We start from the raw sequence: 14,607 nt of genomic DNA, 5'->3' as shown, positions 1-14,607 counted from the left end.
GCTACTGCGGTTGATGTGCCAGGAATTCCGTCAGGACGCGCCCCGTGTGGGAGTGGTCGGCCAGGGTCATCACATGTTCCGGCGAGCCTTCGGCAACCAGCTTGCCGCCGCCCGTGCCGCCTTCGGGGCCCAGATCCAGCAGCCAGTCGGCTTCGGCGATGACGTCCAGATTATGCTCGATCACCACCACCGTGTTGCCGGCTTCCACCAGACGATGCAGCACATGGATCAATTTTTCGACGTCGGCCATCGACAAGCCCACCGTCGGTTCGTCCAGCACGTACAGCGTGTGCGGAATGCGCGAGGCGCGGCCGGTCTTGATCAGGCCATCGGTCAGGCGCGCCTTGGACAGCTCGGTGACCAGCTTGATGCGCTGCGCCTCGCCGCCCGACAGCGTGGGCGACGGCTGGCCCAGCGTCAGGTACCCCAGGCCCACGTCTTGCATCAGTTGCAGCGGACGATGGATTTTCGGGTGCGCCGCGAAGTAGCCGATGGCGTCGTCCACTTCCATGGACAGGAGCTCGCCGGCGTTCTTGCCGCGCATCTGCACGCTGAGCGTGTCGCTGTTGAAGCGTGCGCCATTGCACGCGTCGCACGGCACTTTCACGTCGGGCAGGAAGTTCATTTCGATGGTGCGCATGCCTTGGCCTTCGCAGATGGGGCAGCGGCCGTCGCCGGTGTTGAACGAGAAGCGCGCCGCCGTCCAGCCGCGCATGCGGGCTTCGCGGGTGTCGGCGAACTGCTTGCGCACGTCGTCCCAGAAGCCCACGTAGGTGGCCGGGCACGAGCGCGGCGTCTTGCCGATGGGGGTCTGGTCCACTTCCAGCACGCGGTCGATGGCTTCCCAACCCTTGATGCTCTCGCAGCCAGCCCAGCCGGGCGACTTGCCTTGCGAGACGGCTTGCGTCAGGTTGTCCAGCAGCACTTCACGCGCCAACGTGGATTTGCCGGAACCGGACACGCCAGTCACCACACTGAGGCGGCCCACCGGAATCTTGGCGTCCACGCTGCGCAGGTTGTGCAGGCGCGCGCCGCGAATTTCGATCATGGGCGTGTCGGCTTCAACCGGACGGCGGCCTTGCAGCGGATGCGCAAGCGGCGTCTTCAGGTAGCGGCCGGTGATGGACTCCGGCGCATTCATCACGTCTTCCACGGTGCCTTGCGCCACGACACGGCCGCCGCGGATGCCCGCGCCCGGTCCGATGTCGATCACGTGCGACGCGCGGCGGATGGTGTCGTCGTCATGTTCCACCACCACCAGCGTGTTGCCGTTGCCTTCCAGCCGAGCCAGCGCGTCCAGCAGGATGCGGTTGTCGCGCGGGTGCAGGCCGATGGTGGGCTCGTCCAGCACGTAGCAAACGCCCTGCAGGTTGGAACCCAGCTGCGCGGCCAGGCGGATGCGCTGCGCTTCGCCGCCCGACAACGTCGGCGCGGCGCGGTCCAGCGCCAGATAGTTCAGGCCCACTTCCTGCATGAAGTTCAGGCGGCCGCGGATTTCCGTCAGGATGTCGCGGGCGATTTCGCCTTCGCGGCCGCGCGCAACCAGTCCGGTGAAGAAGGTGTGCGCGTCAGACACGGGCAACGACGCCAGTTCGGCGATGGATTTATCGCGCCAGCGCACGGCGCGCGCCACGCGGTTCAGGCGCTGCCCGTCGCATTGCGTGCAGGCCTTGGCCTCGCCTTCGTACCACGCGTTCCAGGCGGTTTCTTCGCCAGTCTGTTCTTCGTCAAAGCCCTGCAATTGCAGGCCCGTGCCGTAGCAGCCCGTGCACCAGCCGTGCTTGGAGTTGTACGAGAACAAGCGCGGGTCGGGTTCGGGGAAGCTGGTGCCGCAAGACGGGCACGCGCGCTTGACCGAGAAATGCTGTTGCTGCAATTCGCTGTTCAGCGCTTCATGCAGCTTGTTCACCGGCCACACCACCGACATCACGCCCTGGCCATTTTCCAGCGCGCTCTTGACGGCCGCGCGCAGGTCGGCTTCGTTGGCGGGGTCCACCACCACGTCCGCCACGGGCAGTTCGATGGTGTGTTCCTTGTAGCGGTCCAGGCGCGGCCACGGGGCCACGGGGATGAACTCGCCGTCCACGCGCAGGTGCGAATGGCCCTTGGAACCGGCCCACTTGGCCAGGTCCGTGTAATAGCCCTTGCGCGCGGTGACCAGCGGGGCCAACAGGCCGATATGCTCACCCTTGTGGTCGCGCAGCAGGCGGGCCACGATCTGGTCCGTGTTCTGCGGTTCGACGGCCACGTTGCAATCCGGGCAGTACTGCGTGCCCAGCTTCACATAGAGCAGGCGCAGGAAATGGTGGATTTCCGTCATGGTGGCCACGGTGGACTTGCGGCCCCCGCGGCTGGTGCGCTGTTCGATGGCGACGGTGGGCGGGATGCCGAAGATGGCGTCCACATCCGGCTTGCCGGCCGGCTGCACGATGGCGCGGGCGTAGGCGTTCAACGATTCCAGATAACGGCGCTGGCCTTCGTTGAACAGAATGTCGAAAGCCAGCGTCGACTTGCCCGAGCCGGACACGCCGGTGATCACGGTGAACTTGTCGTGCGGGATTTCGACGCTGATGTTCTTCAGGTTGTGTTCGCGCGCGTTGCGGATTTCGATCGCCATGTTGCCTTGGCGGCGCGCGCGCATCACGGATTGCAGCGGCGTGCCGTCGCCCGCCCCAATGGCGGCGTCGTTGTAGGTTGCGACGGGTTCGGCGATGCGGGCGGTCAGGCCGGCTTGCTCGGCTTCCTGCGCATCGGCGTCGCTGGTCACCACCACGTCAGCCGGCAGGATGCTGACCTCGTAGTCGCGCAGCGCGGCGCCGGTGTGGGACTTGGGGTTGTCCATCAGGTCTTGCGGCGTGCCTACGCCCAGCACCAGGCCGCCGGCGTCGCCGCCTTCGGGGCCCAGGTCGATCAGCCAGTCGGCTGCGCGGATCACGTCCAGGTTGTGTTCAATGACCAGCAGCGTGTGGCCGGCGGCCAGCAGCTTGCGGAAGGCGCGCATCAGCCGCGCGACGTCGTCAAAGTGCAGGCCGGTGGTGGGTTCGTCGAACAGGAACAGGCTGCCCTTCTTGGCGACCTTGGCCGTGGAAATGCCGCTGCGGGCGGCTTCGGCCAAGTGGCCGGCCAGCTTCAGGCGCTGCGCCTCGCCCCCCGACAACGTGGGCACGGGCTGGCCCAGCCGCACGTATTCCAGGCCCACGTCGGCCAGCGGCGCCAGGCCGGTCTGGACGTCGCGCAGGCCCTTGAAGAAGTCCAGCGCTTCGCTGACCGTCATGGCCAGCACTTCGTCGATGGACGCGCTCTTGCCCAGGTGTTCGACGCGCACTTCCAGCACTTCGGGGCGGAAACGCTTGCCGTCGCAATCCGGGCAGCGCAGGTAGACGTCGGACAGGAACTGCATTTCGACGTGTTCAAACCCGGTGCCGCCGCAAGTCGGGCAGCGGCCGTCGCCGCCGTTGAAGCTGAACGTGCCGGCTGTGTAGGCGCGTTCGCGCGCAAGCGGGGCCTGGGCGAACAGCTTGCGGATGGCGTCAAAGGCGCCCACGTAGCTGGCGGGGTTGGAGCGCGCCGTCTTGCCGATCGGGGTCTGGTCCACCATGACCACGTCGGCAATCTGCTCGGCGCCCAGCAGGCGGTCAAACGCGCCGGGCGATTCCGACGGCTTGCCCTTTTGCTTGAGCAGGGCGGGGTACAGCACGTCTTGAACCAGGGTGGACTTGCCCGAGCCAGACACGCCGGTCACGCAGACGAGGCGGCCCAGCGGCAGCTCAACCGATACGTTCTTCAGGTTGTGCGCGTTGACGCCTTCCAGCAGCAGGCGCGGCGTGTTCGCCGCCACCGGCATGGGGCGCGGCGCTTCCACGCGCTGGCGGCCGCCCAGGTAATTGCCGGTCAGCGTGTCGGCCGCGCGCAGTTGCTTGGGCGTACCGTCAAAGACGATGTAGCCGCCGCGTTCGCCCGGGCCGGGGCCGATGTCGATAATGCGGTCGGCAGCCACCATCACTTGCGGATCGTGCTCCACCACCACCAGCGTGTTGCCGGCGTTGCGCAGCCGGTGCATGACTTCCACCACGCGGTGCATGTCGCGCGGGTGCAGGCCGATGGACGGCTCGTCCAGCACGAACAGCGTGTTCACCAGTGATGTGCCCAGCGCGGTGGTCAGGTTGATGCGCTGCACTTCACCGCCCGACAGCGTGCGGCTCTGGCGGTCAAGCGTCAGGTAGCCCAGGCCCACGTCGCACAGGAATTTCAGACGCGCGCGGACTTCCGTCATCAGCAGATCGGTGGCCGCGTCCAGCGCACCCGAGAACGACAGCTCATCGAAGAAGCGTCGCACGCGTTCGATGGGCAGCAGCATCACGTCATGGATGGACAGGCCGCCGATGTTGTTCAGCTGATCGCGCGTCCAGTTGGCGCCGACCGGCATGAAGCGCTGGTAGCGGCCGTCTTCCGGCGGCAGCACGGTGTCGGCTTCTTCTTTCGTGCCCAGGCGCCACAGCAGCGCATCGGGTTTCAGGCGCGCGCCGTTGCAGGTGGGGCAGGGCGTGTAGCTGCGGTATTTCGACAGCAGCACGCGCACGTGCATCTTGTAGGCCTTGGTTTCCAGCCAGTCGAAAAAGCGCTGCACGCCGTACCACTGGTGCTTCCAGGCGTCGTTGCCGCCCTTCCAGTCGGGCGTGCCATACAGCACCCAGCGCTTGTGTTCTTCAGACAGGCTTTTCCATGGCACGCCCAGCGGCACGCCCGCGCGCGGTGCGTATTTTTGCAGCTCGTCCTGGCATTCTTTATAAGACGGCGTGGTCCACGGCTTGATCGCGCCTTCCAGCAGGGTTTTGTTTTCGTCGGGGATGACCAGGCCGAAGTCGATGCCGATCACGCGGCCGAAACCGCGGCAGGCCTCGCAGGCGCCCAGCGGTGAATTGAACGAGAAGCTGCTGGGCAGCGGGTCGGTGTATTCGATGTTGCAGTCGGCGCAGTGCAGGCGGTCGCTGTACTTCCAGATGTCTGCGTTTTCGCCTTCGGCGTTCACGGCGTAGACGGCCAGATGCCCGGCGCCCATGCGCAGCGCGGTGTCCAGCGCTTCCATGACGCGTTCGCGCTCGGTGCCGGCAAAGCGGAAGCGGTCTTGAATGACGTGCAGAATGCGGCGTTCTTCGCCCGCGTCCTTGGCGGCCTTGCCCTTCTTGGCGCCCTTGGCGGCTTTGGCGGCTTTTGCGCTTTTGGCAACGGTCGCGCGCGGCACGGCCGTTTCCTCGGCGTGCACGCGTGTATAACCCTGCTGCTCAAGAAAGCCGCGCACTTCGTCTTCGGTGAAGTTGGCGGGCACGGCGATGGGAAAGGTCACGACCAGGCGCGGGTCGCCTGCCACGGCGGCGCGTTCGGCCAGCGAGTGGTAGATGGAATCAGGCGTGTCACGGCGCACCACCTTGCCGCAGCCACGGCAGTACAGCCGGGCGCCCCGCGCGAACAGCAGCTTCAGGTGGTCGTTCAGTTCGGTCATCGTGCCAACCGTGCTGCGCGAGCTGCGCACGGGGTTGGTCTGGTCGATGGCGATGGCCGGCAAAATGCCTTCGATGCGGTCCACCTGCGGCTTGTCCATGCGGTCCAGGAACTGGCGCGCATAGGGCGAGAAGGTTTCCACGTAGCGCCGCTGGCCTTCGGCATACAGCGTGTCAAACGCCAGTGAACTTTTGCCGGACCCCGACACGCCGGTCACAACGACCAATTCGCCGGTGGCGAGAGTCAGGTCCAGGTTTTTGAGGTTGTTCTGGCGTGCGCCAACGATGCGGATTTGGGAGCTCATGGACGGTATCGTAGCCTGAGGTAGGCGCCTGCCCGAGCGATAACCCTTCGCTGGTTCCAAGCGCGGCGATATGGAATAATTGCCTATATTGTGAGGCGCTTGTCCATAATATGGACAAATATAGGCCGTGCAGCTGTACAAATAAACAGTATCGCAGATTCGTCTGACATTCGTGCTGATTGCCTTACGAAATCGCTGCGGGCATTGTTGATGGCAGATTGTCATCATTTGGGGACGTTCTTGTTGGAAACCAAGGTCGCGGGCGCTGCGGCGTTCGCTAAATTCATGACCGTGTTGCAGGCGGTGGCCGATGCGCCCGAACCGCCCACGGCCGCGCTGCTGGCGCGCACCTGCGGCTATCCTCGCCCGACGGTCTACCGCATCGTGGCGGCGCTGGCCGAGCAGGGCATGGTGGCGGAATCGGGCGGCGTGTACCGCCTGGGCACGCGCCTGATGTCGCTGGCCAGCCGCGCCTGGTCGCAATTTGACCTGCGTGCGGCTCTGGCGCCCGACTTGCAGGCGCTGCGCGACGCCACCGGCGAAACCGTGCATCTGGCGGTGCCGGCCGGCCACGAAATGATCTATATCGACAAGCTGGAAAGCCCCGGCCCGGTGCGCATGGTGTCGCGCGTGGGGTCATCAGTGGCGCTGCATTCCAGCGCGGTCGGCAAGGCCTATCTGGCCGCGCTGGACGACGCCGCCCGCGAACGCCTGCTGCGCGATTTGCCGCTGCCGGCCCGCATGCCCGGCACTGTCACCAGCCTGCCTGCGCTGCGCACCGTGCTGGACGAGGCGCGCCGCCTCGGCTATGCCATGGACAACGAGGAAAATGAAGCCGGCATCGTCTGCTACGGCGTGGCGCTGTGCGACGCGGCTGGCCGGCCGGTGGCGGGCGTCAGCGTCAGCACCTTGCTGTTCCGGCGGCAAGACGACCCGCAAGCCGCTTATATCGATCCCTTGCTGCGGCTGCGCGACGCCGCCGCAGCCAAACTTGCCGTTCTGCCGGCATCGTCCGGCGGCGTCTGACCGTTCGCCACAGAGGAATTCCATGACCGCTTCCGCTCCTATCGCCTCAAAGCTTTCCGCCCTGCTGGCCGCCCGGGTCGTGCCCGTGCTGCGCTATACGGACGCGGCCACCGCCGCCTATGCCGCCGAAGTGGCCGTGGCGGCCGGCTGCACCACCCTGGAACTGACCTGGACGATTCCGGGCGTGACGGACCTGGTGCGCGCGCTGCGCGACAAGCACGGCGCCAGCCTGCTGCTGGGCGTGGGCACCGTGCTGGATGAAACCCAGGCGCGCGAGGCCCTGGTGGCGGGCGCCGATTTCCTGGTGTCGCCCGCCTTGGCCACCGATATCGTCGACATGGCGCACGCCGCCGACGCGCTATGCCTGCTGGGGGCGTTCACCCCCACCGAAGTGCTGGCCGCGCGCCGCGCGGGCGTGGACGTAGTGAAGGTGTTCCCCGCCGACACCGGCGGCCCCAAGCATCTGGCCGCGCTGAAATCGGTTTACCCCGACACGATCTTCTGCCCCACGGGCGGCATTACGCAAGACAACATGGCGTCGTACTTTGCCGCAGGCGCCGGGCTGGTGGGCATCGGCAGCAACCTCTACGACAAGGCCGCCTTCGCCGCGCGCGACACCGCCGCGCTGGTGGCCCAGATCACCCGTACCCGCGAGGCCGCCCATGGCTGACTTCGATATCGTCGCGCTGGGCGAACCGCTGGTTGAGATGAACCAGACGCACAAGGGCCAGCTGCAATATCTGCAAGGCTTTGGCGGCGACACGTCCAACGCCGTTATCGCCGCGGCCCGGCAGGGCGCCCGCTGCGCCTACCTGACGCGCGTGGGCAATGACGCCTTTGGCGCCCAGTTCCTGGACTTGTGGGCCTCGGAAGGGGTCGACACCAGCGGCGTGCAGCGCGATGACGACGCCCACACTGGCCTGTACTTCGTGCAGCACGGCCCCGACGGCCATGCGTTCAGCTACCTGCGCCGCGGTTCCGCCGCCAGCCTGATGACGCCGGCTTTGCTGGATAGCGGGCTGATCGAACGCAGCCAGTTCCTGCACGTGTCCGGCATCAGCATGGCGATCAGTACCAGCGCCTGCGATACGGTGTTTGCCGCCATCGAACGTGCGCATGCGGCTGGCGCCCAGGTCAGCCTGGATTCGAACCTGCGCTTGCGGCTGTGGCCGGTTGACCGGGCGCGCGCCATCTTGCGCGAAACCATGCGCGAGGCGGACCTGTTCCTGCCCAGCATGGACGACATGCAGCACCTGACCGGCAACGACGACCCCGAACGCACGCTGGACTGGATTCGCGATGGTGGCGCGGCGGGCGTGGTGGTGCTGAAGCTAGGCAAGGACGGTTCCATCATTGACGACGGCAAAACGCGCACGCCGGTCGCCGCGTTGCGCGTGGACGCGGTAGACGCCACGGGAGCGGGCGATTGTTTCGCCGGCAGCCTGCTGGCCCGGCGCTGTCAGGGCGATTCCTGGGAAGACGCGGTGCGCTACGCGAATGCGGCGGCGGCGTTGTCCACCTTGGGCTATGGCGCGGTGGACCCGTTGCCGCGCACCGAACAGGTTTTGGCACGGCTGAAGTCGCTGGCGGAGTGATGGCGGGCAGGGCGTGGAAAGATTTAGGGACGGATTATTCCCTGCCGATTTGCCGCCCTGATTTCCCGCCATTGGCGCCGCCTGTGAATTTCAGGCTAAAATGCCAAGTTACCCAATTTTTCCGCCAGCCCGACTACCGGTTGTGCGGGATATTTTTTCCGCAAATTCAACAGGAGAATCAACATGGCTGAACGCAAACGCGTGCGTCGTAACACCCTGGAACGCCGTTGCCTGGGCAAGGCCTTCAAGCGCTTGTTCGTCAAGTCGCCCAAGGGTGTTTTCAAGATGCTGGAAAAGATCAAGCGCGTCTAATCAACGCCCTGATCTGAAAAATCCCCGCATGGCGCAAGCTGTGCGGGGATTTTTTTTGGGGTGCACTGAAGCTGGGCGAAGCGCGAAATGGGTGCAGGGCGAAAGGGGCGAAGCGCGATACCCGTCAACCTATCAGACCGCCGGACCCAGCTTCGGCTTGATGAAATCCATGAACGCCCGCGTCTTCGCCGGCTGGATGCTTGACGGGTAGATCACGTAGATCGAGATCGGGTCCACCGACCAGCCCGGCAATACGCGCCGCAGTGAATTGCGCTTGATGATCGGGTCCAGCGCCTGGCAATGGGGCATCCGCGTAATGGCCAGGTCCAGCCCGGCCAGCGTGCCCGCAATGCTCATATTGTTGGCGGCAAGATGGCCGCTGACCGGCACCACTTCATTGACCGACCCGTTGTGCAGCGTCCAGTGCGAATGCGCGTCGTCGATGGTGGTGCGCAGGCATTGATGCTGGCTCAGATCGGCGGGCGTCTTCGGTTCGCCGTGGCGTTCCAGATAGCGGTCGGACGCATACAGATAGTTGTCCAGCGACACCAGTTCCTGCACCACCGCGCCATCGGGCCGCGTGGCGCCGCCGCCATTGCCATTGCCATTGCCGGCATCCAGCGTGGCCAGCGAAAAGTCTGAATTGCGGCCAAAGCGCAGCACTACGTCGAACGGCGTGCCTTGCGCGTCGGACGCCGTCATCATGCTCAGGTCGAATTCGCATTCGACGTCGGGATAACGGTCGGTGAAGTCGTTGATGGTTTCCGGCAGCAGCCAGATCGCCAGGCTGTAAGGCATCGACACCCGCAAATTACCGGACGGGCCGCCGGACAGCGACAGCAATTGTTCATGCGCCAGACGCGCTTCGTCGATCAGCCCCTGGCAGCGGCGCATGTACGCCGCGCCCGCTTCGGTCAGGTCCAGCCGGCGCGTGTTGCGGTTGATGAGCCGCAGGCCGATGGCGCGTTCCAGTTCATTGATGCGGCGAGACAGCGTGGACGTGGGCATGTCCAGCGCGCGGGCCGCCATGCTGAAGCTCTTGCGCTTGGCAACCTCGACGAACAAGGCGATGTCATTGAGCTGGACAGTTGAAGCTTCCATAGGCATTCCGGTTTGGGCCGCACGAGTTTACGCCAGTCCCGCTTGCGGCCCAATGCACAAACCCGCGCAATTTCGCCTGATTAATGCACGCGTTGTCAGATTTGATTGCAAATTCGAATGGGATGGCATCGGTTAGTGGGGGCATATCCCCTACACTTCAGGCGAAAACAGATAGACCAAGACCGCAGCGGTGTCACGGAGATCGCAAAGGGGCATAGCAGGCATGACCGATACACCAACGTTTTTCACCGTTCTGACGCCCACCTACAACCGGGCAGGCACGCTGCACCGGGTGTATGAATCGCTCTCCCGGCAGACATTCAGGGATTTCGAATGGGTGGTGGTGGACGACGGTTCCACCGACAACACACACGAATCCATCCTGGATTGGCAGACGCGCGCCGATTTTCCCATCCGCTATATCTGGCAGAACAACCAGCACAAGAAAACCGCCTTCAACCGTGGCGTGCGTGAAGCGCAAGGCCAGATGATTGTGGGTCTGGACAGCGACGACGAAATGCCGCCCGATGCGCTGGCCACCTTCAAGGACGCCTGGGACGCCATCCCGCCTGCGCGCCGCGATTCCTATGTGGCGATCACGGGCTTGTGTGCGCGCCCTGACGGCAGCATCGTGGGCGACCGCTATCCGCAAGACGTCTTCGACAGCACCGCCGTGGACGTGTACTTCCGGTATCGCATCAAGGGCGAAAAATTCGGCTGCATGCGCACCGACATCCTCAGGAAATATCCCTTTCCCGAAGACGTGGCGGGCTTCGTGCCGGAAAGCCTGGTGTGGTGGGCGATTGCACGCGCGGGCTATCTCAGCCGTTTCATCAACCGTGTCGTGCGCACCTACCACGACACGCCGGGCGGCCTGAGCCAAGGCGCCGTGTCCGTGTCCAACAACGCGCAGGGCCTGTACCTGCTGGCGTGGGACATGCTGCAACATCACCTGGAATTCTTCCGCTTCCGGCCGCGCGAATTCATCATGGCGGCGGCGCGCTATACGCGCTTCCGCCTGCACCTGAAGCACTCCGGCGTGCCGACCGCCGTGCAGGCCTACAAGCTGACGAACCCCGTCGCGACCTTCATGGTGGCGGCGATGTGGCCCGTCGGCTATGCGCTATACCGCCGCGACCGGCGGCGCGGGGTGGCCTGAGCCGCCGTGGCTGGCGGCGCTGCCTGATCCGCCTTGGGCCGCGCCGTGGCCTAGGCCCAGGTACACCTCGACCACGCGCGGGTCCACGGCGACTTCCGCCGCCGGGCCTTCCAGCGTGACGGCGCCCGTCTCCAGCACATAGGCGTAGTCGGCCACTTGCAGTGCGGCGCGGGCGTTTTGTTCGATCAGCAAAATGGATACGCCCATCTCGCGCAGCCGCGCCACGATGCGAAACACCTCGCGCACGATGCGCGGCGCGAGGCCCAGGCTGGGCTCATCCAGCATCAGCAGCCGGGGCTTGGCCATCAGCGCGCGGCCCACGGCCAGCATCTGGCGTTCACCGCCCGACAGGGTGCCGGCCAACTGGGCATGGCGTTCCTTCAAGCGGGGGAACAGCTCATAGACCTCTGCCAGCGTCTTGTCCTGATCGCGCAGGCCGCAACGGAAGCGGTGGAACGCGCCCAGCATCAGGTTGTCTTGCACCGTCATCTCGGCAAAGAGTTCGCGCTTCTCCGGCACCAGGTTCATGCCGGCCGCCACCATTTCTTCGATCTCGGCATGTTCTTGCGCCTTGCCGCCGAACGTGATGTGGCCCGTTGACGGCAGCACACCCATGATGGCGGACAGCAAGGTGGTCTTGCCCGCGCCGTTCGGGCCGATCACGGTCACGATCTGGCCTTCGCCCACCGTCAGGCTTACGCCCGACACGGCTTCCACCTTGTCGTAGGCCACGCGCAGGCCGCGCACTTCCAGCAGGTTCGTGCTCATTCGTCCACTCCGCCCAGATACGCTTCAAGCACCGCGGGGTTGTTCTGGATGTCGGCGGGCAAGCCTTCGGCGATCTTTTCCCCAAAGTCCATTACCACCACGCGATCCACCAGGCCCATCACGAAATCCATATCGTGCTCGACCAGCAGGATGGCCATGCCTTCAGCACGCAGCTTCTTCAGCAGCTCGGCCAGCTCGCACTTTTCTTGATACCGCAGCCCGGCCGCGGGTTCGTCCAGCAGCAGGATGCACGGGTCGGAAGCCAGCGCGCGCGCAATTTCCAGAATGCGTTGTTGGCCCAGCGCCAGCGAGCCCGCTTCGTCGTGCAGATGCTTGCCCAGGCCCACGCGTTCGACCTGGCGCGCGGCTTCGGCCAGCAGGCGCGCTTCTTCGGGCCGGTCCATGCGCCACGCCGCGGGCAGCACGCCGCGATGCCCGCGCAGGTGGGCGCCGATAGCCACGTTTTCCAGCACGCTCATGCGGCCCAGCAGGCGCACATGCTGGAACGTGCGCGACAACCCCAGCCGCGCAATCTTGCGCGCGCCAGCGCCCGCCACCGATTCGCCCAACAACGTCACCTGACCCGACGTCGGCGTATCCACGCCCGAGATCTGGTTGAACATCGTGCTCTTGCCCGCGCCGTTCGGGCCGATCAGCGCCAGGATTTCGCCCGCGCGTATCTCCAGGTTCATCGCGTTGTTGGCGACCAGGCCGCCGAACTTGCGCGTCACGTCCACGGCCTTCAGCACCACTTCGCCACGCGCCGGCATGGGCTTGCGCGGCAGCGGCTCGGCGTTCATGTCCACGCGGCGCACCGCCTTCTTGACCGGCACCCAGCGGGTCAGCACCGGCCACAGGCCGCTGCGGGCGCGGTGCAGCAACAGCACCATGCCAAACCCGAAAACGATGACTTCAAAGTTGCCCGTCTGGCCCAGCAGCTTGGGCATCCAGTCCTGCAGCCATTGCTTGAGCACGGTGAATACCCCCGCACCCACCAGCGCGCCCCAGACCTGGCCCGCGCCGCCGATGACGGTCATGAACAGGTATTCGATACCCATCTGCAAGCCGAACGGGTTGGGGTTCACGAAGCGCTGCATGTGCGCATACAGCCAGCCCGACGCGCAGGCCTGCAACGCCGCGATGATGAAGATCACCATGCGCGAACGCGCCGTGTCCACGCCCATGGATTCCGCCATGACGCGCCCGCCCTTGAGCGCGCGGATGGCGCGGCCTTCGCGCGAGTCCAGCAGGTTTTGCGTGGACCATACCGCCACGAGCAGGAACGCCCAGATCAGGTAGTAGATGTGTTCGCCCTGGTTCAACGACCAGCCGAACAGGCTGATGGCGGGGATGTCCGGAATGCCGGTATGCCCGCCCAGTCCTTCAACGGAACCGAAGGCGAAGTACAGCGACAAGCCCCATGCAATGGTGCCCAGCGGCAGAAAGTGGCCCGACAGCTTGAGCGTGATGGCGCCCAGCAAATACGCGATCACCAGCGTCAGCACCAGGCCGGCCAACAGCGTCAGCCAGGGCGATGCGCCCAGCCATGCCAGCCAGCTGGGCAGGGTGTCGGCGCGGGTCGTCAGCAGCGCCGTGGTGTAAGCGCCTACGCCCACGAACGCAGCCTGCCCAAAGCTGGTCAGCCCGCCCACGCCCGTCAGCAGCACCAGGCCCAGCGCCACCAGCGCGTACAGGCCGATGTAGTTCAGCAAGGTCACATAGAACGGCGGCAAGGCCAGCGGCCCCAGCGCCAGCAGCGCCAGGAACACGAAGAGGATGATGCGGGGGTTCATTCGTCTTCTTCCTCGACGTGATGGCTTTTCAACGAGCGCCAGAGCAGCACGGGGATGATCAGCGTGAACACAATGATTTCTTTGTAGGCGCTGGCGTAAAACGACGAGAACGCTTCGATCAGGCCCACCAGAATGGCGCCGCCCGCCGCCAGCGGGTAGCTGACCAGCCCGCCGATGATGGCGCCCACGAAGCCCTTCAGGCTGACCATGAAGCCTGAATCGAAATACATGGTGGTGATGGGGGCGATCAAAATGCCGGACACCGTGCCGATCAGCGCGGCCAGGAAGAAGGTGGCGCGGCCCGCGAAAATGGGCGAAATGCCCATCAGCCGCGCGCCCAGCCGGTTGAACGCGGCGGCGCGCAGGGCTTTGCCGTACATCGAGCGTTCAAAGAATTGGTACAGCACGACGATCAGCACCGCCGACACCGCCACCACCCACAGTGCCTGGCTGTTGACGTTGATCGGCCCCAGCGTCAGGCTGGCGTCGGAAAACGGCGCGGTGCGCGCGCCCTCGGCGCCAAACGCCAGCAGCCCCAGGCCAACCAGCGCCAGGTGCACGGCAATGGACACAATCAGCAGCACCAGCGTTGAAGCCGATGCGATCGGCTGGTAGAACAAGCGATACAGCTGCGGCCCCATCGGCACCACCAGCAGCAGCGTCAGCAAGGCCTGCACCGCCATTGGCAATTGCGCCAGCGGCAGCTGGTAAAGCAGGCCCGCCAGGATCAGCGGATAGATCACCTTGACGCCAATGCGCCACAGGCCGCGGTTGCGGCCAGGGCGCTTGGCCCGCGCCATCAGGTCGGCGGCGGCTTCGGCCAGCGCGAACGCCAGCAGCAGCCAGACCAGCAGCACGGGTTTACCGGCCTGGATGGCCGCCATGGTCAGCGCACCGAAGGCGACGAATTCGCCCTGAGGGATGAACAGCACGCGGGTAACGGTAAAGACCAGCAGGATCGACAACGCCAACAACGCATAGATCGCGCCGTTGGTGATGCCGTCCTGCCCAAGTATCAAGGCGATCTGAGCATTCATGCGAAAAAGTCCA

10 protein-coding genes are annotated in these 14,607 nt (G+C 65.4%); 5 read left to right on the top strand and 5 right to left on the bottom strand.

Annotated elements, in window-relative coordinates; genetic code table 11:
- Window position 1: 1 nt before the first annotated feature.
- Window positions 2–5,803 carry an excinuclease ABC subunit UvrA gene (gene uvrA, locus AC1DB0_RS22380; protein WP_175170788.1) on the bottom strand — a complete coding sequence of 1,934 codons (5,802 nt, stop codon included), beginning with the start codon at window positions 5,801–5,803 and terminating at the stop codon, window positions 2–4.
- A gap of 240 nt (window positions 5,804–6,043) precedes the next feature.
- Here uvrA and AC1DB0_RS22375 point away from each other — a divergent pair, with 240 nt between their 5' ends.
- The 4 genes from AC1DB0_RS22375 (at window position 6,044) to AC1DB0_RS22360 (ending at window position 8,736) form a co-directional block, all read left to right on the top strand.
- Window positions 6,044–6,829 (top strand): IclR family transcriptional regulator, encoded by a 786-nt coding sequence (locus tag AC1DB0_RS22375; RefSeq protein WP_447981092.1) that lies wholly within the window; start codon window positions 6,044–6,046, stop codon window positions 6,827–6,829.
- A 22-nt stretch (window positions 6,830–6,851) separates the two neighbouring features.
- A complete protein-coding gene (locus tag AC1DB0_RS22370; RefSeq protein WP_054428090.1) occupies window positions 6,852–7,499 on the top strand; it encodes a bifunctional 4-hydroxy-2-oxoglutarate aldolase/2-dehydro-3-deoxy-phosphogluconate aldolase in 648 nt (215 codons plus the stop codon).
- Window positions 7,492–8,424: a sugar kinase gene (locus AC1DB0_RS22365; RefSeq protein WP_054428089.1), complete on the top strand. Its 933-nt coding sequence runs from the start codon at window positions 7,492–7,494 to the stop codon at window positions 8,422–8,424. Before AC1DB0_RS22370 ends, AC1DB0_RS22365 begins: the two co-directional genes overlap by 8 nt.
- Window positions 8,425–8,607: 183 nt before the next feature.
- The gene (locus AC1DB0_RS22360; protein ID WP_006226408.1) at window positions 8,608–8,736 is read left to right on the top strand and encodes a hypothetical protein; all 129 of its coding nucleotides are present in this window, start codon (window positions 8,608–8,610) and stop codon (window positions 8,734–8,736) included.
- 132 nt (window positions 8,737–8,868) lie between these two features.
- Here AC1DB0_RS22360 and AC1DB0_RS22355 read toward each other — a convergent pair whose 3' ends face one another.
- A complete protein-coding gene (locus AC1DB0_RS22355; protein WP_054428088.1) occupies window positions 8,869–9,837 on the bottom strand; it encodes a LysR family transcriptional regulator in 969 nt (322 codons plus the stop codon).
- Window positions 9,838–10,060: 223 nt separating this feature from the next.
- On the opposite strand from AC1DB0_RS22355, the gene AC1DB0_RS22350 reads away from it, so the two are divergent.
- Window positions 10,061–10,996, top strand: coding sequence for a glycosyltransferase family 2 protein (locus AC1DB0_RS22350; protein WP_054428087.1), 936 nt, complete (start codon window positions 10,061–10,063; stop codon window positions 10,994–10,996).
- Here AC1DB0_RS22350 and AC1DB0_RS22345 read toward each other — a convergent pair.
- Genes AC1DB0_RS22345 through AC1DB0_RS22335 form a run of 3 tightly spaced genes read right to left on the bottom strand, consistent with a single transcriptional unit; the run spans window position 10,961 to window position 14,594 of the window.
- Complete coding sequence (locus tag AC1DB0_RS22345) at window positions 10,961–11,764, bottom strand: ABC transporter ATP-binding protein (protein WP_342067746.1); 804 nt, start codon at window positions 11,762–11,764, stop codon at window positions 10,961–10,963. The genes AC1DB0_RS22350 and AC1DB0_RS22345 overlap by 36 nt on opposite strands.
- Window positions 11,761–13,557 (bottom strand): branched-chain amino acid ABC transporter ATP-binding protein/permease, encoded by a 1,797-nt coding sequence (locus AC1DB0_RS22340; protein ID WP_054428086.1) that lies wholly within the window; start codon window positions 13,555–13,557, stop codon window positions 11,761–11,763. The genes AC1DB0_RS22345 and AC1DB0_RS22340 overlap by 4 nt, the downstream gene beginning before the upstream one ends.
- Window positions 13,554–14,594: a branched-chain amino acid ABC transporter permease gene (locus AC1DB0_RS22335; protein ID WP_175170791.1), complete on the bottom strand. Its 1,041-nt coding sequence runs from the start codon at window positions 14,592–14,594 to the stop codon at window positions 13,554–13,556. The genes AC1DB0_RS22340 and AC1DB0_RS22335 overlap by 4 nt, the downstream gene beginning before the upstream one ends.
- Window positions 14,595–14,607 lie beyond the last annotated feature (13 nt).

The organism is Achromobacter sp. 10T422 (assembly GCF_056394065.1).
Note: the sequence above shows the minus strand (reverse complement) of the source record. Positions and strands in the feature narration are given on the sequence as shown.